Below are 20,422 nucleotides of genomic sequence, written 5' to 3'. Positions count from 1 at the left end.
TAATAAACAATATAACTAGGTTAGCCATAAATAACAAATGTTATGGCTCGTAAACTTATGTTATCATATTTCTGCTTTAAACTGCATTTTTTTCAATATTAATTGCTTGTCGGCGTCCGAGATGGAACCTTGAACTCATACTGCTGTTAAGCAGCTTCTATGTTGATGCTAAATCACTCAGACGATGCGCCAGTAAACCGCTTTCATCTTGTGCGGCATGGAGCCCATGACGAGTTCGGCCAATTGCTGAGCGGCCGAGCCGGGCAATCGCGCCTGAGCGAAGCCGGGCTTTTGCAAGCTCGCAAATTGGCGGATTGGGCCTCCCGTGCCAATGCCTCCACCGTACAAGCCAGTCCGCGCAAGAGAACACAGGAGACGGCGGCGATCATCGCGCAAGCGCAAGGGTTGCCGGTCGAGACGGTGAACGCGCTTGACGAGGTCGATTTCGGCGCCTGGAACGGGCGCGATTTCGCCGAGTTGGAGGAAGATCCGCTCTGGCATGAATGGAACAGCCGTCGCGCTTCGGCCATCACGCCGGGCGGTGAGCAGATGGCCGATGCTGTCACCCGCGTGACAGCGCATCTGGAACGAGCGGGCGAGGTGCCGGGCATCGCGCCTGCAATGATCGTCACCCATTGCGACATCATCCGCGGCGTCATTGCCCATTATCTGGGTCTCAGCCTCGATAACATGCTGCGCTTCGACATAGACCCCGGCTCCGTCAGCACAGTGGACATCGGCCACGGCCACGCCCGCATCATCCGCATCAACGAGGTGCCCGCATGAAAACAGCCAAAGCTGTTTCCTCCCGACAGGATGAGATCGCTCTACGGCGTGAGATAGAGGCGCTTGGCCCCTGGTTTCAGAATCTGACCATCGCCGGCGTGGAAACCGCGCCCGACCATTTCCTGGGGGATTATCCGGCGTTCAAATATGCGCGCTTCGCCGACGCACTGCCGGAGGATCTGAGCGGCAAATCGGTGCTGGATATCGGTTGCAACGCCGGATTTTATGCGATCGAGATGAAGCGGCGCGGCGCGGCTGAAGTGATCGGCATCGACAGCGATGAGCGCTACCTGGCGCAGGCCCGTTTCGCGGCGGATGCGCTGGGCTTTCCCGATATTCGGTTCGAGAAACTGTCCGTCTATGATGTCGGTCGGTTGGGGCGCCGCTTCGACCTCGTGATTTTCATGGGGGTGCTCTATCATCTGCGGCACCCGCTGCTGGCGCTCGACCTGATCCGTGAACATGTCGCCGGCGAGTTGATGCTCTTCCAGACGATGCAGCAGGGATCGGCCGATATATTGCAGGTGCCGGAAGATCATCCTTTTCACCTGCCCGGCACGACGCGGCCGCCGACCTTCTTCGACAACCCGGCCTATCCCAAAATGCATTTCATCGAGCGCAAGTTCGCCGATGACTGGACCAACTGGTGGGCGCCGAACGCGGCCTGTTCCCAGGCCATGCTCCGCGCCGCCGGCTTTACAGTCGAGGCGCAGCCCGAAGAAGAAGTCTATCTCTGCCGCATCGCTCCTGTCCCTTATGGCGATTGGATGGGCAACGCCGCAGTCTATCCCGCATCAGCCGCCGGAAAAGGGAATAAGACATGATCGAAGCCGCGATGATCTGGAACGAGCCCAACAACAAGTCGCATTGGGACCCGGAGATCGATCCCGACTGGTCCCGCTATGCCGACATGGTGATCCGCGCCGGCCAGGCCATTCATAGCGTCAATCCGGCAGTGAAGAGAGTGCTGGGCGGCATGTCGCCGATCGACCCCGGTTGGGTGGAGCGGATGCGAGGCCATGGCGCGCTCGACGCCATCGACGTCGTCGCCGTCCATGGCTTTCCGCTCGACTGGAACTTGTGGTCGATCCACGACTGGCCGAACCGGATCGCCGATATCGAGGCGGTGGTGCCGGACAAGCCGGTGTGGGTTACCGAAGTGGGCGTTGGCTCCTTTGGGGCAGAGGAAGTGCAGGTGTTCGGCATTAATCGCACCGCCGAACTGCTGATGGATCGGGTGCCGCGCCTCTATTGGTACAGCTTGTTTGACCTGCCGCAGGAGTGGGGTGCCACTACCCGTCATCGCGAGGCGGAGGGCTCAAGCTATTACCGCCATTTTTACATGGGCCTGATCCGCGCCGATGGAACACCGAAACCCGCACTGGACGATTATGCGAAATATGCCGACCGTATGGGATTGATGCAGTGGTTTCATTTCGAAGATCCGCGTCTGGACGACGCCGTCACCTGGATGAAGCGACTGGGCGTTCGGCATTTGCGCACCGGACTCAGCTGGGCCGATAGCTTCCGCCCCAATGCGGTCGACTGGTTTGACCGGCAGATGGAGGCGCTCGCCGATTTCGATGTGACCGTTACATTCTGCTTCACCCCGGAACATCTGGGGATCACGCCCCATCATACCAGCGCCGCCCACGATCCGCAGGCCTTCGCAGACTTCTGCGCTTGGATGATCGACCGCTATGCACCGGCCCAATCCATGCCGGTCGTCCGCACCGCCTGAAGCGAGAAGGAGAAGCCCATGCCGCAAAACCCCATCAACATCGCCATCATCGGGGTGGGCAATTGCGCCAGTTCGCTTGTGCAGGGCCTTTCCTTCTATCGGCCTGACAGTAATGACCATCATGGCCTGATGCATTGGGATCTCGGCGGCTATCGCCCCTGCGACATCCGCGTGGCCGCCGCCTGGGACATAGACCGCAGGAAGGTCGGCAAGGATGTGGCCGAGGCGGTGCTGGCCAAGCCAAACTGCACGCAGGTTTTTTGCCCGGAAGTCCAGCCGAGCGGCGCGATCGTCGAAATGGGCTGCATCCTCGACGGGATGGCCGAACATATGGCCGACTATCCCGACGATCGCACTTTCCTGCCCGCAGATTTACCAGAGGCTAGCCGGGACAATGTGGTACGGCGGTTGCGGGATGCGCAGATCGACGTACTGCTCAACTATCTGCCGGTAGGGTCGCAACGGGCGACCGAATTCTACGCCGAATGCGCGCTGGAAGCAGGCGTTGCCTTCGTCAACAACATCCCTGTCTTCATCGCCAGCGATCCGGTCTGGGGCGAACGGTTCCGCCTTGCCGGCGTTCCGATCATCGGGGACGATATCAAGGCGCAGATGGGCGCCACGATCGTTCATCGGGTGCTGACTGATCTTTTCGCCAAACGCGGCGTGAAGCTCGACCGCACTTACCAGCTCAATACGGGCGGCAATACCGACTTTCTCAACATGGCCAACCGCAAGCGCCTGGCGTCCAAGAAGATATCGAAGACGGAGGCGGTGCAGTCGGTCGCCAAGACACGGATCGACGACGAGAATATCCATGTCGGTCCCTCCGATTATGTCGCCTGGCAAAATGATAACAAGGTCTGCTTCCTGCGCATGGAAGGACAGTTGTTCGGCGGGGTGCCTATGAACCTTGAAATGCGGTTGTCTGTCGAAGACAGCCCCAACAGCGCGGGGGTCGCGATCGACATGATCCGCTGTGCCAAGCTGGCGCGCGACCGGGGTCTGGGCGGTCCGATCCATCCGGCGGCGGCCTATTTCTGTAAGCATCCGCCACGCCAGATGACCGACGATCTTGCGCATGAGGCGCTGGAGGCGTTCATAAAAGGAGCGGATGTGATGGCGGTGGCGGCGGAATGAGCATCATGCTGACGCTGGAAAAAACCGCCTTGGTCAAGGCGCCCCTGATGCGGGCAGCGGTGGTGACGGGGCCGGGCACCATCCGCATCGACCATGTGCTGCGCCCCGAACCCGGACCGCAACAGGTGCGCGTCCGTCTCGAAGGCTGCGGCGTTTGCGCGTCCAACCTGACCCCATGGGACGGTCCCGAATGGCAGCAATTCCCGACGGCGCCCGGCTCGCTTGGCCATGAAGGCTGGGGAGTTGTGGACGCCGTCGGATCAGGCGTCACGACGATCGAGCCGGGCACACGCGTGGCGACCCTGTCCCATGCCAGCTATGCCGAATATGATCTTGCCGATGCCGCTGCGGTCGTGCCGCTCCCCCCCACCCTCGACGGCATGGCCTTTCCAGGCGAGCCACTGGGGTGCGCCTTCAATATTTTCCGCCGCAGCGACATACGCGCGGGGCAGACCGTGGCGATTATCGGCATCGGCTTTCTCGGCGCGATCCTTGCCCGTTTGGCCTCGGATGCCGGCGCGCGCGTCATCGCCATTTCCCGGCGGCAATCCTCACTCGAACTGGCGCGCGGTCATGGCGCAGCCGAGACGATCCTGATGGATGATCATCAGGCGATCATCGACCAGGTGAGCAACCTTACCCATGGCCGCTTCTGCGACCGCGTGATCGAAGCGGTTGGCAAGCAATGGCCGCTCGATCTGGCGGGGGAACTGACCGCCGAGCGCGGCCGGCTCATCATCGCCGGCTATCATCAGGACGGCCCTAGACAGATCAACATGTGGCTGTGGAACTGGCGCGGCATCGACGTCGTCAACGCGCATGAACGTGATCCCAAAACCTATGCACAAGGGGTATGCGAGGCCATTGAGGCCGTCACGTCGGGACGGCTGGACCCGACGCCCCTCTGCACCCATGACTTCCCGCTGGAACAACTCGACAAAGCCTTGAACGCGACGCGCGACAAACCGGAAGGGTTCGTCAAGGCGGTCATCAGGTTATGAGCGCGACTGCCATGGTCATGACGCGCCCCCGGCTCGGGTTCCTGGGCGTAGGGTGGATCGGTCGCAATCGGATGGAAGCCATGGTGGCGTCGGACGCCATAGAGGTTGCCGCAATCGCCGATGCCTTGCCCGACAATGGCGCGGAAGCAGGCGCGCTGGCACCCGACGCTGTTCAGTTGGAGGATTTTGACGCACTGCTGGACCAGGAACTGGATGGCATCGTCATCGCTACCCCCAGCGCCTTACATGCTGAACAAGCGATCCGCGCTCTGGAACGCGGCATCGCGGTCTTCTGCCAAAAGCCCCTGGGGCGCAGCCGCAAGGAAGTGGATGCGGTCATCGACGCCGCGCGCAGCGCGGACCGGTTGCTGGGCGTGGATCTTTCCTATCGCGGCACTGCCGCCATGCGGGCGATCCGGGACCGGATCGTCGCTGGCGACCTGGGCTATGTTCACGCAATCGATCTGGTCTTCCACAACGCCTATGGACCGGACAAACCCTGGTTCTACGATCCCCGTCTGTCGGGGGGTGGATGCATAATGGATCTGGGCGTGCATCTCATCGACGTCGCGCTCTGGATGCTCGACTTTCCGGAGGTTGAGAGCGTCGACGCCGATCTGTTCAGCAAGGGCCGCCCCCTTTCGCATCGGGCCGCGCAGGTCGAGGATCATGGCATCGCCACGATCCGACTGGCGGGTGGCACGGTTGTACGTATCGCCTGTTCCTGGCGTCTTCATGCGGGGCAGGATTCGGTCATCACCGCCGACTTTTACGGCGACAGAGCCGGCGCGTCCTTTCGCAACGTAAAAGGCTCCTTCTATGATTTCAGGGCCGATCTGTTGCGCGGCACGCAGCGCGAGAATCTCACGCTGCCGGGCGATGCCTGGGGCGGGGTAATGGCGATGGCCTGGGCGCATCGCCTTGCCCGATGTCGTCGTTTCGATCCCGAATGCGAACATTTGGCGTCACTGTCGTCCGTCATCGACAGCGTCTATGCGGCCGCGCACCGGTTATAACCCGACAGCGAAATGGACAGCTGTAACGAGTGAAGCGATGCATCCTCTGTATCCGGCGATCCGCCGATGTTCGCAAAAATCGTGATGATCTCGATCAAGTCGAGTGCTTTGCGCGGAAACCTCCCCCGCCTTCGGTGGTTCGTCGGCAAAGCGGAGAACAAGCTCCGGCGCGCATCGAAACGGGAGACATGACGCATGGCCAAGGAAACGCACCAGACCAGGACGGCGCCGTCGAACGGAGTCCAATCCAGCGGCTCTTCGTCGACATCGGGCGGGTTGACGCCTGATCTTTCGGACAGCTTCGCCGAGGCGCAGGGCAGTGGCGGCGAAACGCATCAGGTCGCCCAGGCTGACGGGGCGGTGCTGACGACCGCCCAGGGCGTTCCCGTCGCCGACGACCAGAACAGCCTCAAGCAAGGCGCGCGCGGTCCTACTTTGCTGGAGGATTTCCATTTCCGCGAGAAAATCTTCCACTTCGACCATGAGCGTATTCCCGAGCGCGTGGTGCACGCGCGCGGCTATGGCGCGCATGGCTATTTCGAACTGACCGACAGTCTGGCGGACGTGACGCGTGCGGATATTTTTCAGCGGGTGGGAGAGAAAACCGAAGCCTTTGTCCGCTTTTCGACGGTGGCCGGTTCAAAAGGCTCCCCCGATCTTGCGCGGGACGTGCGCGGCTTTGCGGTCAAACTCTATACCAAAGAAGGCAATTGGGATCTGGTCGGCAATAATATCCCGGTCTTTTTCATTCAGGACGCCATCAAATTTCCCGACCTGATCCACGCCGCAAAACCGGCGCCCGACCGCGCCTTTCCGCAGGCGCAGACGGCGCATGATAATTTCTGGGACTTCATCAGCCTGACCCCGGAAAGCATGCACATGGTGATGTGGATCATGTCCGACCGGACGATCCCGCGCTCCTTTCGCACCATGGAAGGCTTTGGCGTGCATACCTTCCGGTTGGTGGATGCCGACGGCCGCTCATCCTTCGTCAAATTCCACTGGAAGCCCAAGCTGGGCCTTCAGTCGGTCGCATGGAACGAAGCGGTCAAGATCAACGGGGCGGACCCCGATTTTCACCGGCGCGACCTGTGGACGGCGATCGAAAAAGGCGATTTCCCCGAATGGGAGCTGGGCGTCCAGATTTTCGACCAGGAATTCGCGGACAAGTTCGATTTCGACATATTGGATGCGACCAAGATCATCCCCGAGGAACTGCTGCCTGTGCGCGTCGTCGGGCGCCTCGTGCTCGACCGGGTCGTCGACAATTTCTTTGCCGAGACCGAGCAGGTCGCCTTCTGCACGCAGAACATCGTTCCGGGCATCGACTTTTCCAACGATCCATTGCTCCAGGGGCGTAATTTTTCCTATCTCGATACCCAGCTCAAGCGGCTGGGCTCGCCGAATTTCACCCATTTGCCCATCAACGCGCCGCGTTGCCCGTTCGCGCATTTTCAGCAGGACGGACATATGGCCATGCACAATCCGGCCGGCCGCGCCAATTATGAACCCAATAGCTGGGGCGCAGCCGGCGGCCCCCGTGAAGACCCGGCGCGTGGTTTCAGGAGCCATGCCACCGCGCCTGAAGGCGACAAGTCCCGGATTCGTCCCGAAAGCTTCGCCGATCATTACAGTCAGGCGCGGCAGTTCTTCGTGAGCCAGACGCCCATCGAGCAAAAGCATATCGGCGACGCGCTTGTTTTCGAGCTTTCCAAGGTGGAGCGTCCGGACATCCGCTCGCGCATGGTTTCGCACCTTATCCATATCGACGAAAGCCTGGCGACGACCGTGGCCGACGGCCTGGGCCTGGCGCTGCCCGATCCGGCTGAGGCGGCTCGACCGACGAGGACCGACCTGCCGCCTTCCGATGCGCTGAGCATCGCCAAAAATGGCCCGCAGAGCTTTGCCGGCCGCAAACTTGGCCTGCTCATCACCGACGGCGCCGATGCCGACCTGGTGAAGGCGCTGATGGCCGCGCTCGAAGCCGCGGACGCCATGTGCGAGATTGTCGCGCCCAGGATTGGCGGCGCGACGCTCAGCGACGGGACGCTGATCCCCGCGCAGCAAAAGATCGATGGCGGGCCGTCCGTCCTTTATGACGCGGTGGCGATCATCGCGTCGGCGCAGGGCGCCGCGATGCTGGCTATGGACGCCCCGGCCAAGGATTTCGTCACCGACGCCTTTGCCCATTGCAAGTTCATCGGCCTGTCCACCGAAACAGAGCCGCTGCTCGTCAAGGCGGGCATCGCCGAGGATCTGGACGATGGTTGCCTGGCGATCACGAGCAAGGCGGATGCGCAGGCTTTCGTCGAGGCTCTGGCGCCGCTGCGTTTCTGGGCGCGGGAGTCGCAGGTCGATCTCGACGCCATGAACGGCTGATAATTGGAAGGAGAATAGCATGTCCACGCTCGACAAGATCATCGCCGCAGTTACGCCGCCCGAAAGCGAAGAAGCGCGCGCGAAAGCCCGTGCCGACGCAGAAGCGATCGCTCGACCGGGGGATTGGCTCTCGCACATCCTGGACCATCATCGTCAGATCGAAGCGCTGTTCGCGGCGGTCAAATCGGCCACGACCGCTGATGCAAGGGTCGATGCGCAACAGCGCCTGGCGCTGATCCTCACCGGCCATTCCATCGCCGAGGAAGCGGCCATCTATCCCGCGCTCGCCGCGGACAAGCAGGTCGGTCATGCCGAACTCGCCTATCAGGAGCAATCCGCCGCGAAGATGGAGATGGGCCTGCTCGAACGGCTCGACCCGATGAGCCAGGACTATCTCGACAAGCTGGAACATATCCGCGGCGCCGTGGCGCATCATGTCTATTCGGAAGAAGGCACCTGGTTCCCGGAACTGGCGAAGGATGTCAGCCCGGACGATCAGGCGCGCATCACCCAGCGCTACAAGGAAGAATTTCAGCGTTATTGCGGGTCGCCCGCTTAAACACCGGCACGCGGACAGGACAAGGGGGCGTCGGCCCGCGATGCCTGGCGACGGCATCGCGCGTCCACCGACGCCTGCCCCTCTTGCGATGGAAAAATCAAGGAACCTGAGGGAACTGCACCTGATTCAAGTTAGTTTATCTTCGCATTGGCAGGCATCGTTGCTGTGCTAATCGGTAAGCATATCTTGCTGCACAGGATGATGGTGTGAACAAAGCCTCGACTGAGTATGCCTTGACCGGCGTTTCTGGACTGGACGACATTTTGGCAGGCGGCCTGACGCGCGGCAGGGTCTTTCTGCTCGAGGGCAGCCCCGGCACGGGCAAGACGACGATCGCAACGCAGTTTCTGATGGAGGGCGCGGCACAGGGCGAAAAATGTCTCTATGTCACCCTGTCAGAAACCGACGAGGAGATGCGCGACGGCGCACAATCCCATGGCTGGGATTTCGCTGGAATCGACCTGTTCGAGTTGCTGCCGCCCGAAAGTCTGCTCAATGAAGAACAACAGCAGAGCCTGCTTTATTCCTCCGATCTGGAACTGGGCGAAACGACGCGTCGCATTGTCGAGGCATTCGAACGCGTGAAGCCCGATCGGGTGGTGCTCGACAGCCTGTCGGAGATTCGCCTGCTTGCGCAAGGCTCGCTGCGCTACCGGCGCCAGATATTGGCGCTCAAACATTTCTTCTCCACGCAAAAGGCCACGGTGCTGATGCTGGACGACCTGACCGCCGACACGCTCGACAAGACGGTCCACAGCGTAGCCCACGGCGTCATCCGGCTGGAGGAGCTTTCGCCCGAATATGGCCCGGAACGACGACGGATGCGCGTAATCAAATATCGCGGACGGCGCTTTCGCGGCGGCTTTCATGATTTTATCATCGCCACCGGGGGCGTCCGGGTGTTCCCGCGCCTTGTATCGGCCGAGCACAAGACCGCATTCGCCCGCGACATGGTGCGCAGCGATTCACCCGAACTCGACGCCTTGCTGGGCGGCGGGATCGAGCGCGGATCGAGCATATTGGTGCTGGGTCCGGCGGGCACCGGCAAGTCGCTGCTGGCCCTGACCTTCGTCGCGGCGGCGGTGAAGCGCGGCGAACGCGCCGCAATGTTCGTGTTCGACGAGGAAATCGGCCTGTTGTTCAATCGGGCCAAGGGCCTGGGCATCGATATGCAGATGATGGTCGATACAGGGAATCTGGTTATCGAACAGGTTGATGCAGCCGAATTGTCCCCTGGGGAGTTCTCCGAGCGCGTGCGTATCTGTGTCGAGCGGCATGGTATGCGCACGATCATCATCGACAGCCTGAATGGCTATCAGGCCGCGATGCCGGAGGAGAAAGCGCTGGTGCTGCATATGCACGAATTGCTGCAATATCTGAACCGGCAGGGCGCAACGACATTCCTGACCGTCGCCCAGCATGGCCTGGTCGGCGACATGAAGGCGCCGGTGGATGTCACCTATCTGGCGGATACGGTCGTGCTGCTGCGCTATTTCGAGGCGATAGGGCGTGTGCGCCGCGCCATTTCGATCATCAAGAAGCGCACCGGCGCGCATGAAGACACCATCCGGGAATTCAAGATCGGCTCCTTTGGCATTCGTCTGGGCCAACCCCTGGTCGGCTTTCAGGGCGTGCTCCGCGGCGTCCCCACCTTCACCGGCGCACCGGGCGAGGCTGGGTTGCTCGAAGACGAGAAGGCGTGACACCCCAGCTTTCCGAACGTGCGATCATATTGGCGCCGCACGGCCGCGATGCCGCCATTGCGGCGTTGATCCTGGAAGAGGCGGATCTCCGCTCGACGGTGTGCACCTCGCTGCGTGATCTGGTCTGCGAACTGGAAAAAGGGGCCGGCTTTGCCCTGCTGACAGAGGAAGGGATGCGGTCGGACAATCTGCTGCCCCTCGCCCGGTGGCTGGCGGCGCAGCCTGAATGGTCCGATTTCCCCTTCGTTCTGCTGACCCGGCGGGGCGGAGGCCTCGAACGCAATCCCGCCGCCAAGCGCTTCCTGGACATGCTCGGCAATGTGACCTTCCTTGAACGCCCCTTTCATCCGACCACGCTGGTCAGCCTGGCACAGTCGGCATTGCGTGGGCGCAAACGTCAATATGAGGCGCGCGCGCGGCTGGAGGAATTGCATCAGGGCGCCGAGCGCTATCGATCGCTGTTCGAATCCATCGACGCGGGATTCTGTATCGTTGAAGTCCTGTTCGACGACCAGGGGGAGCCGTCCGACTATGTCTTCGTGGAGGCCAATCCGGCGTTCGAACGACAGACCGGACTCAAAAATGCCGTCGGCCGGTCGATGCGATCATTGGCGCCGGCCCATGAGCAGCACTGGTTCGACATCTATGGCAAGGTCGCCGTAACCGGAGAGCGCATCCGGTTTGAACAACAGGCCGAAGCGCTGGGCCGCATCTGGTATGACGTCTACGCTTTCCGGGTCGGCGAGCCGGAAGCCAGGCGGGTGGCGATCCTGTTCAATGATATTTCCGACCGCCGCCGGATCGAGCTGGCGCTGCGCAGGAGCGAGGAAACTCTGCGCGCCTTCAACGAGACGCTGGAAGAGCGCGTGGAGGAACGGACGCGCGCGCTCGAACATGCGCAGGAGGCCCTGCGGCAATCGCAGAAGCTGGAGGCAATGGGGCAGCTCACGGGTGGGGTAGCGCATGACTTCAACAATCTGCTGACACCGATCGTGGGGAGCCTGGACCTGTTGCAGCGTCGGGGCATAGGCGGCGAACGCGAGCAAAGGCTGATCGAAGGCGCCGCGCAATCCGCAGAGCGGGCCAAGATGCTGGTGCAACGCCTGCTGGCATTTGCCCGCCGCCAGCCATTGCAGGCCACCGCGATCGACATTGGCGAACTGGTGCGCAACCTGGCGGACCTGGTCGCGAGCACCTGCGGGCCGCGGATCAAACTCGTGCTGGAGCTTGACCCTGAATTGCCGCGCGCCAATGCCGACGCGAACCAGATAGAGATGGCGCTGCTGAACCTGACGGTCAATGCGCGCGACGCTATGCCCGACGGCGGCACATTGACGATCAGCGTGGTGTGCGACGACCTGTCGTCGGGCAGGCCGCCTGATCTTCGCGCCGGGAAATATGTCCATCTGAGCGTCACCGATACCGGCATTGGCATGGATCAGGAAACGATTGCCAAGTCGATCGAGCCGTTCTTCACCACCAAGGGGATCGGGCAGGGCACCGGCCTTGGCCTGTCGATGGTCCATGGACTGGCGGCCCAGTTGGAGGGCGCGATGACCATCGACAGCGCGGTGGGCCAGGGCACAGCCATTCACCTGTGGCTTCCCGTGACGGAAGACAAGCCCGACCAGACGCCGGTCGGCCAGGATATCGTGCCGTCCAGGGTGGACAAAGGCACGGCGATGGTCGTCGATGACGAACAATTGGTGCGGGAAAGCACCGCCCATATGCTGAGCGAGCTTGGCTATCATGTCATCGAGGCGAAATCTGCGGAGGAAGCGCTCCGTCTGCTGGATCAGCCCAACGAGATCGATCTCCTCGTCACCGACCACCTGATGCCCGGCATCACCGGCACCGAGCTTGCGATCAGGATTCGTGCGACACGGCCCGAAACCCGCGTGTTGATCGTATCAGGCTATGCAGAGAATATAGGCGTCGCGCCTGACCTGCCCCGCCTGACCAAGCCGTTCAAGCAGAGCGACCTTGCCAACACGCTGGCCCGGTTCTGATCGCTCATGGCCAGACGCGCTATGGGTCATTTCATTCGGACCAGTGTCGTCCAGCGCGCGCCCAACCCCTTTGCCCGTCGGAAATCCACCGCGATCTGAACCCATTCGCGCAGGGCCAGCCGGACCGGATTATCCTCCCGCGCCTTGCCCACCAGTCCGTAGCGTTTGGCCACGTCGCTCTCAGGCGCGATGGTGCCGAACAGGCGGTCCCAGACGATCAGCATCCCGCCATAATTGCGGTCGAGAAATTCCGGGTTGCTGGCGTGGTGCGCGCGGTGGTGATGGGGCGTGTTGAACAGCCATTCCAGGGGCCCAAGCCGAGGGATCGCCTCACTGTGCAGGAAGAACTGATAGTTGAGGTTGATCGCCAGCAGCGTGACGACCACGCGGGGGTCGAAGCCGATGGCGATCACCGGCAGATAGAATAGCCAGCCGAGCGACAGGCTGTTCGTCCAGCCCAGCCGCAGAGACGCCAGAAAGGTGATTTGCTCCGCGCTGTGATGGACATGGTGGCTTGCCCACAGCCAGCGTATCTCGTGGCTGGCGCGGTGAAACCAGTAATAGGCGAATTCGACGGCGAAAAAGCCAAGGGCCCAGCTATGCCATTGGCTGGCGGCAAAGCGATGCGGCGCATGCGTCCATACCGCGCCGAACATCGTCGCCAGGATCATGGCATGAAGCGTGGCGGCGACCAGATTGCCAGCGACCAGCCCGGCCGTGGTCAGCGCCGCGCGCCCGTCATAGCCGCGTCCCGTGCGCAGCCGCCAAACCATCTCGGCGATGATCGCGACGGCCGCTATGCCAAGGAAAAGGGGGGAGTGATGGGCCATCGCTATTGCCGCCGGGCGGCCATTGCCGCCTGCATGGCTTCGCGCGCCCGGACAAATTCGGCCTGGGTGACCTCGCCATCATGGTCGGCGTCGGCAAGGTTGAAGAGACGCGGCGGCGCACTGTTCATTTCCGCGCGGGAAATGGCGCCGTCGCCATTGGCGTCGGCCTGGTCGAGCATGGCGGTCAGCCTGGCATAGGCATCAGGCCGGACCTTGGCGAGGCGAGGGAAGTCGGCGGGGCTGACGACGCCGTCCCGGTTGCGGTCAAGCTGGTCAAATTGGGCCTGGCGATAGGCCGCGAATTCAGCGCGGGTCACGCGTCCGTTGTGGTTGCCGTCGGCCTTTTCAAACCAGTCGCCCCGGTCACCGCCGCCCAGCCCTCCGGGCCGCGCGTGGGAAGGGGAGGCGATCAGGACGATGGCGACCAGAAGGGGACTGGCAATGGATAGCGACAGGGCTTTCATGAGATGTCTTTCATGCAGGATCGCGCTGGCCCGGCCGGGAGTGGGAGGAGCGGAGCGGACCGGACCAGCGCGAAGAAAATAGGGATCAAACGGGATCAGTAAGGATCATAGGTGCGCGATACCGTGCCGGTGGAGCCGTCGGGACGCGTGCGGGTCGTCGTGCCGCTGATGCTGCCGTCCGCGTTGCGCGCCGCGCTCGTGGAGCGGCCCCAGTTCGTGCCGTTACTGGTCGTGTGGGTCGCGCCGCCTGAATAGCTGCCATTGCCCCAGTTCGCGCCCCGGCTGGAGGAGACGCCGCGACCGTCGTTGGTCTGGATGCTGCGGTTGACGGCGCTGGAACCAGGTTGCCGCGTGACGGCGCGCGAGCGGTTATAGCCATGGCCATAGGCGCCCTGGACGCTGACGCTGCGGCTGCGCGAGCGGGCTTCGGCGGCGGTCGAGACGGCAAAGCTGCCGGCAAGGGCCAGGCCCATGGTCGCAGCGGTCAAGAAATGCTTCATCTGTCAATCTCCTTATATGCGGTCATGCTCGGGTCATGCCCCCTGGAGACGCCTTATGCAGGAGCGCGGTAATCCGGGTGCGACCCGCCGGAAACAGAGGGTGACAAAATGTAACGTGGCTTGCCCCTGAACCACGGCGTGGCATGGTCGCGGCATGGAAAGCCGACCCCGCCCCCAAATCGCCCTGGTCGAGGATGACGACGAGATTCGCGCCCTTGTCTCCGCCCTCCTGGCGCGGGAAGGCATGGATGCTCATGCCTGCCGCACAGCGGCCGATTTCGACGCGCTGGTCCAGCGCATACCGGTCGATATGGCGCTGGTGGACATCATGCTGCCCGGCGAGGACGGGCTGTCCCTGTGCCGCCGGGTACGCGCGGCGGGCCATTTCCCGCTGATGATCCTGTCGGCGCGCAGCGACGATGTGGACCGGATCATCGGACTGGAGATCGGGGCGGACGATTATCTGCCCAAGCCCTTCAATCCGCGCGAGATGGTCGCCAGGGTGCGCGCGCTGCTGCGCCGGTCGCAAACGGGCGAGGGCATGATCCAGTCGCCCGGCACGCGCCGCTACGCCTTTGCGGGCTGGCTATGGGATGCCGACGCCCGCCACCTCAGCACGCCCGACGGCGCCTCTCTGGAACTGACGGGCGGGGAGCATGACCTGCTGCTCTGCCTGGTCGAGCGGCCGCAGCGTGTCCTCTCGCGCGAACAGCTGCTGGACTGGACGCGCGGCCGGACAGCCGAACCCTTCGACCGGACCATCGACGTCCAGCTCGGCCGCGTGCGGCGCAAGCTGGCGACCTTTCCGGGTGGCGATATGCTGATCAAGACCGTGCGCGGCGGCGGCTATGTGTTTGTCGCGCCGGTGCGGCGGGTCTGAAGCCATGGGCACGACGCTGTCCTTTCGTATCGGACTTGTCATGCTGGCGGGGTTCATCCTGCTCCAGCTGCTGCTGCTCATCATCTTGCAGCTGCCGGGCCGGGCGATCGAGAACGCCACCTATGGCCTCCCTTCCCCCCCGGCCCTGGCGCAGATGGTGACCGCGATGGAGCAGGCCGGCCCGGCCGGCGCCGACCGCCTTGCCAGCAGCTATGACGGTTCGCTCTTCACCGTGCGGATCGAGCGGGCGGCGCCACGCGACTATCGCGAGGTGCCACCTGCGCTCGCCGGGCTGGCGCGCGCCTATCGCCACGCGGTGGCGGACCATAATATGGTGGTGGACGGCGGCCCCGGCTTTGCCGGCGTCCTGATGGGCGACCGGGCGCGCCCCTGGCGTTTCCTGGTGCCGATCCGCCTTACCATCTGGCTGCGGGACGGGCGCGTGCTGCTGCTCACGGGACGCCCCGCCAGCGGCCTGCGCGCCTATCTTGCCCGACGCAGCCTGCTGGGCTTCGTCGGCGGCGCGCTCCTCCTCATCCTGCTCTGGCTGGCGCTGCGCCAGACCACCCGACCGCTGCGGCGGCTCACCCAGGCCGTGCATATGCTGGGCCAGGATCTCCATGCCGCCGATGTTCGGGCGGAAGGCAGTCGGGAAACCCGCGAACTCGCCCTTGCTTTCAATGGCATGAAACAGCGGATCGCCGGGCTGGTGGAAGAGCGGACCTTCATCCTCGCGGGGATCGCCCATGACATGCGCACCTATCTCACCCGGCTGCGCCTGCGGACGGAGTTCATCGTCGATCCCGACCAGCATCGGCGCGCGGAACAGGATCTCGACCAGATGTCGGCGCTGCTGGACGACAATCTGCTTTTCGCCGGGATCGATCGCGGTCCGCCCGAGCCTATGCGGCGGATCGACCTGGCGGCGCTGACCCGCGATCTGGTGGACGCGCGCATCGACGCCGATCGCATCGGCGTCGCCCCTGCCCTGCCCGCCATGGTGGAGGCCGATCCCGCCGGACTGGAGCGTATATTCGGCAATCTGGCCGACAATGGGCTGCGCCACGCCGCCCATCTGGACATTGCGATCCTGCGCGAGGGCGATCGCGTCCTCTGGCGGTTCGAGGATGACGGGCCGGGCGTTCCGCCGGAGGAGCTGGGTCGGCTGGGGCAGGCCTATCATCGGCTGGAGCCGTCACGAAACCGGATGACGGGGGGCGCGGGCCTGGGCCTCGCCATCGTGCGGGCGCTGGCGGAGACGATGAAGGGAGAACTGACCTTCGACCTGCCGGCCGGAGGGGGGCTGCGCATCACCGTGGCCTTCCCCGCCGCGCCCGATTGAGCCTTGGGATCGCTATCCCGCACTGCTGCGCCGAACCACCAGCCGCGCGGGAAGCGTAGTGCGCGGCAACGGCCTTTCCTCGACCTGCGCCAGCACGGCATCGACCAGCAATTCGCCCGCGCCCTTCATGTCCTGCATGATCGTGGTGAGCGGCGGGCTGGTGAGGCTGGCGGCCGGGATATCGTCGAAACCCACGATCGCCACATCATGCGGGACGTTCAGCCCCGCCTCGGCGAGCGCGCGCATCGCGCCAATGGCAATGAGGTCGCTGGCGGCGAAGATCGCGTCGAACGCCACACCGCGTGCGATCAACGCCTGCGCTGCGGCATGGCCGGCATCCTCGGCGGTCAACGCATCGACCTGCAACGCGGGTTCGGGCGCGATCCCCTGCGCCAGCATCGCCGCACATAGCCCCTGATAGCGATCGGCGAATTCGGGATAATGTTCGTCGGCATGACCCAGGAAGGCGATGCGTCGTCGCCCCAGCTCCAGCAGATGGTCGCCCGCCAACCGCCCGGCGCCGACATTGTCCGAACCAACGGTCGCGCCGATATTGCCTTCGTCCACCGATCCCCAGCGCACGAAATGGGTGCCATGGCCGACCAGTTGCTCCAGCCGGCTCTTGTAGAGCGTATAGTCGCCATAGCCGAGCAGGATGAGGCCGTCGGCGCGATGGCTGTCCTGATAGCGGACATGCCAGTCATCCTCCATCTTCTGGAACGAGATCAGCAGGTCCAGCCCCCGCGCCGCGCATTGCCGGGTGATCGACCCCAACATCGACAGGAAGAAGGGGTTGATGTTGGATTCGTCGGGCGTGGGATCTTCGAAGAACAGCAGGGCGATGGTGTTCGACCGTTGTGAACGGAGGGAGGACGCATTCTTGTCGACCGAATAATTCAGCTCGCGCGCGATCGCCTCGATCCGCTGGCGCGTGGCGAGGCTGACGGATCGCGAGCCGCGCAGCGCACGGCTGACGGTCGGCTGCGAAACGCCGGCGAGATAGGCGATGTCGAAGCTGGTCGGCTTGCTGCTCGGCTGGCGTCCCATCTGTGTCTCCCGTGCGACCCATGCGCAACAGCCATGGTAGGAGCGTCGGGAAAGCAAGGCAATTGCGTCCGTCCCGTGATGGCGTCGCGTTGCGCCGCGGCCACAGTCGCTGCCGCCGAAGGGCCGTGCATATTATGCGTATACGTATGCCTTCTGTCCGACCGGCCCGACCGGGCGTAAGACAGGCGTCATCGCGGAGAAGTGGCGCTGCACGACCACATTCGCGGGATGCACGGGTTTTGCACCGGCCCCTCAGGGTTTGTCCGGTGGCAAGGGGAGAGGATAAAAGTGGCCAATCATATCGACCGCGTCCAGTTGCTGGGCGCTTCCATTCTTGCGATCATTGTCGCAGCCGGCACGGCGCCCGCTATCGCGCAGGACGCGCCACAGCCAGGCGCTCCCCAGGCTGAAACCGCGCCGCAGGATGACGCCCCCAGCACCATCGTCGTCACCGGCTTCCGCGCCGCGCTGGAAAGCGCGGTCAACGTCAAGAAAAATGCCCAGACGATCGTCGAGTCCGTATCGGCCGAGGATATCGGCAAGCTGCCCGACGCGTCGATCGGCGAATCCATCGCCCGCCTGCCGGGCCTGACGTCGCAGCGCCTGTTCGGCCGCGCCAATTCCATCGCGATCCGCGGCGCCAGCGCCGACCTGTCCTCCACCACGCTCAACGGCCGCCCGCAAACTTCGACCGGCGAACAGCGCAATGTCGAGTTCGACCAATATCCGGCCGAGGTCGTCAGCCGGGTCGATGTCTACAAGACGCCGCAGGCGAACCTCATCCACCAGGGTCTGGTCGGCACGGTCGACATCCGCACCATCCGCCCGCTCGATTATGGCAAGCAGATGATCGCGGTGGGCGCACGCGGCGTCTATGCCGATCTTGGCAAGGTCAATGCCGACAGCAAGGACAAGGGCTATCGCCTGACCGGCACCTATGTCGACCAGTTCGCCGGCGACCGGATCGGCGTCGCCCTGTCGGTCGCCTATAGCGACGAACCCTATCAGTCCAAGGAGTTCGAAGCCTGGGGCTATGCCGACACCGCCGATGGCGACAAGGTGATTGGCGGCATCAAGCCCTTTGGCGTTTCCACCCAGCTTGAACGGCTCGGCATTCAGGGCAGCGTGCAGGTGCAGGCCACCGATACGCTCATGCTGACCTTCGATGGCTTCTATGGCGACTTCAAGGACAAGCAGATCAAGCGCGGCGTGGAATTCCCGCTGTTCTGGAGCGGCGCGACCTTGGTGCCGGGCAGCGTTCAGAAAGACGGCAATTTCATCAACAGCGGCACCTTCACCGGCGTCGAGGCCGTGGTCAACAATCACGGCTATGAGCGCAAATCGACCATCTTCTCGGGCGGCTTCAACGCCAAATATACCGGCGACGACGGCTGGTCGGCCAGCTTCGATTTTGGGTATTCGCGCACCGACCGCAGCGAATTGTCGCTCGAATCCAACGCGGGCACCGGTCCCGGCGCGGGCGTCGGCGCCACCGACACGCTGGATTTCGTGAGCACCGGGACGGGCACCCGCTTCACGTCCAGCCAGCTCGACTACAGCAACCCGGACCTGATGGTGCTGACCGATCCGCTCGGCTGGGGCGCAGGGGCGCCGCTCGGCCATCAGGAAGGCTATTATAATGACCGCATCATCGACGATGAGCTGAAAAGCTATCAGATCGAGTTCGGCAAGGAGATAGAGAGCGCCTTCCTGTCGAAGGTCACGGCGGGCCTGGGCTATACCGACCGCACCAAGTCCAAGACGCCGGAGGAATATTTCCTCAACCTGGCGAATGGCGCGACCGCGCTGGCGCTGCCCGAACAATATCGCCTGAGCGCCACCAATCTGGGCTTCATCGGCGTCGGCCCGATCCTGTCCTATGATCCTTTCCAGCTGCTGGCCGATGGCGTCTATGTGCGGACGCTCAACCCCAGCAAGGACGTGCCGGCCAAGGCCTATTCGGTGACCGAACGGGTCATGTCCGCCTATCTGATGGCCGACATCAAGGCGCCGGTCGGTTCGGCCGAACTCACCGGCAATATCGGCGTGCTGGCCCAGAATACGGAACAGAAGTCGAGCGGCTTCGTGAACCTGGCGGCGGCCGACCTGGTGCCGACCACGCGCGGCGCCAATTATTGGGACGTGCTGCCCAGCATGAACCTGTCGCTGCGTTTTCCGACCGACTTCGTCATCCGCCTGTCGGGCGCGCGCGAGATCCAGCGCCCCCGCTTCGAGGATATGAAGGTCAGCCTCGATTATGGCTACAACACCGCCAGCGGCATCATCACCGGCACTGGCGGCGCGCCGACGCTGCGCCCCTATCGCGCCTGGGCGGCCGACCTCAATTTCGAGAAATATTTCGGCACCAAGGGCTATGTCGGCCTCCAGCTCTTCTACAAGAAGCTGCAAAGCTACGTCTATCGGGAGACGGTGCCGTTCGATTATACCGGCCTGCCCGTGACGCTGCCGCCAGGCGTCACCGACATGGTCGGCACCATCACCCGGCCGGTCAACGGCCAGGGCGGCAAGCTCTACGGTTTGGAGGTCGCGGGAACGGTGCCGTTCGAGGTCATCACCCCGGCGCTGGAGGGCTTTGGCCTGACGGGCGGCATGGGTTATACCAAGACCAGCATCAAGCCGGGCGCGGATGCGGCGGCCGAAGACCTGCCCGATTATTCGCGCTGGGTGGCGAACGGCACGCTCTTCTTTGAAAAATGGGGCTTCTCGGCGCGCGGGTCGGTCCGCTACCGTTCCTCCTTCGTCGGCCAGTTCGTCGGCTTCGGCGGCGAGCGCGAGTTGCGCCGGGCGCTGGCGGAAACCATTGTCGATGGCCAGATCGGCTATGATTTCCAGAAGGGCAGCGCGCTGGAGGGTCTCTCCGTCTTCCTCCAGGGCCAGAATCTCACCGACGAACCCTTCGTCTCGGTCGATACCGGCGCATCGATCCAGATCCGCAACTATCAAAGCTATGGCCGCCGCTTCATGGCGGGCTTCAACTACCGCTTCTGACGTGTAGACTTGTCCC

17 protein-coding genes are annotated in these 20,422 nt (G+C 63.3%); 13 read left to right on the top strand and 4 right to left on the bottom strand.

What is annotated here, in order from left to right; translation table 11 throughout:
* Nucleotides 1-159: 159 nt before the first annotated feature.
* From C100_RS38305 to C100_RS38260, 10 genes are all read left to right on the top strand, one after another.
* On the top strand, nt 160-786 hold the full coding sequence (locus C100_RS38305) for a histidine phosphatase family protein (RefSeq protein ID WP_024020391.1): 627 nt from the start codon (nt 160-162) through the stop codon (nt 784-786).
* Nucleotides 783-1,610: a TIGR04290 family methyltransferase gene (locus tag C100_RS38300; RefSeq protein ID WP_024020390.1), complete on the top strand. Its 828-nt coding sequence runs from the start codon at nt 783-785 to the stop codon at nt 1,608-1,610. The genes C100_RS38305 and C100_RS38300 overlap by 4 nt, the downstream gene beginning before the upstream one ends.
* Nucleotides 1,607-2,527, top strand: coding sequence for a glycosyl hydrolase (locus C100_RS38295; RefSeq protein WP_024020389.1), 921 nt, complete (start codon nt 1,607-1,609; stop codon nt 2,525-2,527). Before C100_RS38300 ends, C100_RS38295 begins: the two co-directional genes overlap by 4 nt.
* An 18-nt stretch (nt 2,528-2,545) precedes the next feature.
* Nucleotides 2,546-3,667, top strand: coding sequence for an inositol-3-phosphate synthase (locus C100_RS38290; protein ID WP_024020388.1), 1,122 nt, complete (start codon nt 2,546-2,548; stop codon nt 3,665-3,667).
* Nucleotides 3,664-4,668, top strand: a complete 1,005-nt coding sequence (locus C100_RS38285; protein ID WP_024020387.1) for an MDR/zinc-dependent alcohol dehydrogenase-like family protein — start codon at nt 3,664-3,666, stop codon at nt 4,666-4,668. Before C100_RS38290 ends, C100_RS38285 begins: the two co-directional genes overlap by 4 nt.
* Nucleotides 4,665-5,684, top strand: a complete 1,020-nt coding sequence (locus C100_RS38280) for a Gfo/Idh/MocA family protein (RefSeq protein ID WP_024020386.1) — start codon at nt 4,665-4,667, stop codon at nt 5,682-5,684. The genes C100_RS38285 and C100_RS38280 overlap by 4 nt, the downstream gene beginning before the upstream one ends.
* 195 nt (nt 5,685-5,879) lie before the next feature.
* Complete coding sequence (locus tag C100_RS38275; protein WP_024020385.1) at nt 5,880-8,063, top strand: catalase; 2,184 nt, start codon at nt 5,880-5,882, stop codon at nt 8,061-8,063.
* A 19-nt stretch (nt 8,064-8,082) separates the two neighbouring features.
* Nucleotides 8,083-8,622 (top strand): hemerythrin domain-containing protein, encoded by a 540-nt coding sequence (locus C100_RS38270; RefSeq protein ID WP_024020384.1) that lies wholly within the window; start codon nt 8,083-8,085, stop codon nt 8,620-8,622.
* A 233-nt stretch (nt 8,623-8,855) separates the two neighbouring features.
* Nucleotides 8,856-10,325 carry an ATPase domain-containing protein gene (locus tag C100_RS38265; RefSeq protein ID WP_037530631.1) on the top strand — a complete coding sequence of 490 codons (1,470 nt, stop codon included), beginning with the start codon at nt 8,856-8,858 and terminating at the stop codon, nt 10,323-10,325.
* Complete coding sequence (locus C100_RS38260) at nt 10,322-12,334, top strand: hybrid sensor histidine kinase/response regulator (protein ID WP_024020382.1); 2,013 nt, start codon at nt 10,322-10,324, stop codon at nt 12,332-12,334. Before C100_RS38265 ends, C100_RS38260 begins: the two co-directional genes overlap by 4 nt.
* A gap of 26 nt (nt 12,335-12,360) precedes the next feature.
* On the opposite strand, the gene C100_RS38255 is transcribed toward C100_RS38260, so the two are convergent.
* From C100_RS38255 to C100_RS38245, 3 genes are all read right to left on the bottom strand, one after another.
* Nucleotides 12,361-13,164, bottom strand: a complete 804-nt coding sequence (locus tag C100_RS38255) for a sterol desaturase family protein (RefSeq protein ID WP_024020381.1) — start codon at nt 13,162-13,164, stop codon at nt 12,361-12,363.
* Nucleotides 13,165-13,166: 2 nt separating this feature from the next.
* A complete protein-coding gene (locus tag C100_RS38250; RefSeq protein ID WP_024020380.1) occupies nt 13,167-13,628 on the bottom strand; it encodes an EF-hand domain-containing protein in 462 nt (153 codons plus the stop codon).
* A gap of 95 nt (nt 13,629-13,723) precedes the next feature.
* Nucleotides 13,724-14,128 (bottom strand): hypothetical protein, encoded by a 405-nt coding sequence (locus C100_RS38245; protein ID WP_024020379.1) that lies wholly within the window; start codon nt 14,126-14,128, stop codon nt 13,724-13,726.
* A 154-nt stretch (nt 14,129-14,282) separates the two neighbouring features.
* On the opposite strand from C100_RS38245, the gene C100_RS38240 reads away from it, so the two are divergent.
* Complete coding sequence (locus tag C100_RS38240) at nt 14,283-15,008, top strand: response regulator (RefSeq protein ID WP_024020378.1); 726 nt, start codon at nt 14,283-14,285, stop codon at nt 15,006-15,008.
* A gap of 4 nt (nt 15,009-15,012) precedes the next feature.
* A complete protein-coding gene (locus C100_RS38235) occupies nt 15,013-16,350 on the top strand; it encodes a sensor histidine kinase (RefSeq protein WP_024020377.1) in 1,338 nt (445 codons plus the stop codon).
* Between the two features lie 12 nt (nt 16,351-16,362).
* Here the strand turns inward: C100_RS38235 and C100_RS38230 are convergent, their stop codons facing one another.
* Nucleotides 16,363-17,397: a LacI family DNA-binding transcriptional regulator gene (locus tag C100_RS38230; protein WP_024020376.1), complete on the bottom strand. Its 1,035-nt coding sequence runs from the start codon at nt 17,395-17,397 to the stop codon at nt 16,363-16,365.
* A 288-nt stretch (nt 17,398-17,685) separates the two neighbouring features.
* Between C100_RS38230 and C100_RS38225 the strand changes: the two genes are divergently transcribed.
* On the top strand, nt 17,686-20,406 hold the full coding sequence (locus C100_RS38225; RefSeq protein WP_024020375.1) for a TonB-dependent receptor: 2,721 nt from the start codon (nt 17,686-17,688) through the stop codon (nt 20,404-20,406).
* Nucleotides 20,407-20,422: the final 16 nt, after the last annotated feature.

Source organism: Sphingobium sp. C100, from assembly GCF_000508185.1.
Lineage (GTDB): Bacteria > Pseudomonadota > Alphaproteobacteria > Sphingomonadales > Sphingomonadaceae > Sphingobium.
This window is presented reverse-complemented; position numbering and strand designations above follow the sequence as displayed.

Excerpts from the sequence above, each read along its gene's own strand:
- C100_RS38295 (WP_024020389.1), top strand. The coding sequence starts at position 1,607 with ATGATCGAAGCCGCGATGATCTGGAACGAGCCCAACAACAAGTCGCAT.
- C100_RS38235 (WP_024020377.1), top strand. The coding sequence starts at position 15,013 with ATGGGCACGACGCTGTCCTTTCGTATCGGACTTGTCATGCTGGCGGGG.
- C100_RS38230 (WP_024020376.1), bottom strand. The coding sequence starts at position 17,397 with ATGGGACGCCAGCCGAGCAGCAAGCCGACCAGCTTCGACATCGCCTAT.
- C100_RS38270 (WP_024020384.1), top strand. The coding sequence starts at position 8,083 with ATGTCCACGCTCGACAAGATCATCGCCGCAGTTACGCCGCCCGAAAGC.
- C100_RS38240 (WP_024020378.1), top strand. The coding sequence starts at position 14,283 with ATGGAAAGCCGACCCCGCCCCCAAATCGCCCTGGTCGAGGATGACGAC.
- C100_RS38300 (WP_024020390.1), top strand. The coding sequence starts at position 783 with ATGAAAACAGCCAAAGCTGTTTCCTCCCGACAGGATGAGATCGCTCTA.
- C100_RS38285 (WP_024020387.1), top strand. The coding sequence starts at position 3,664 with ATGAGCATCATGCTGACGCTGGAAAAAACCGCCTTGGTCAAGGCGCCC.
- C100_RS38275 (WP_024020385.1), top strand. The coding sequence starts at position 5,880 with ATGGCCAAGGAAACGCACCAGACCAGGACGGCGCCGTCGAACGGAGTC.
- C100_RS38305 (WP_024020391.1), top strand. The coding sequence starts at position 160 with ATGTTGATGCTAAATCACTCAGACGATGCGCCAGTAAACCGCTTTCAT.
- C100_RS38280 (WP_024020386.1), top strand. The coding sequence starts at position 4,665 with ATGAGCGCGACTGCCATGGTCATGACGCGCCCCCGGCTCGGGTTCCTG.
- C100_RS38255 (WP_024020381.1), bottom strand. The coding sequence starts at position 13,164 with ATGGCCCATCACTCCCCCCTTTTCCTTGGCATAGCGGCCGTCGCGATC.
- C100_RS38250 (WP_024020380.1), bottom strand. The coding sequence starts at position 13,628 with ATGAAAGCCCTGTCGCTATCCATTGCCAGTCCCCTTCTGGTCGCCATC.
- C100_RS38245 (WP_024020379.1), bottom strand. The coding sequence starts at position 14,128 with ATGAAGCATTTCTTGACCGCTGCGACCATGGGCCTGGCCCTTGCCGGC.
- C100_RS38290 (WP_024020388.1), top strand. The coding sequence starts at position 2,546 with ATGCCGCAAAACCCCATCAACATCGCCATCATCGGGGTGGGCAATTGC.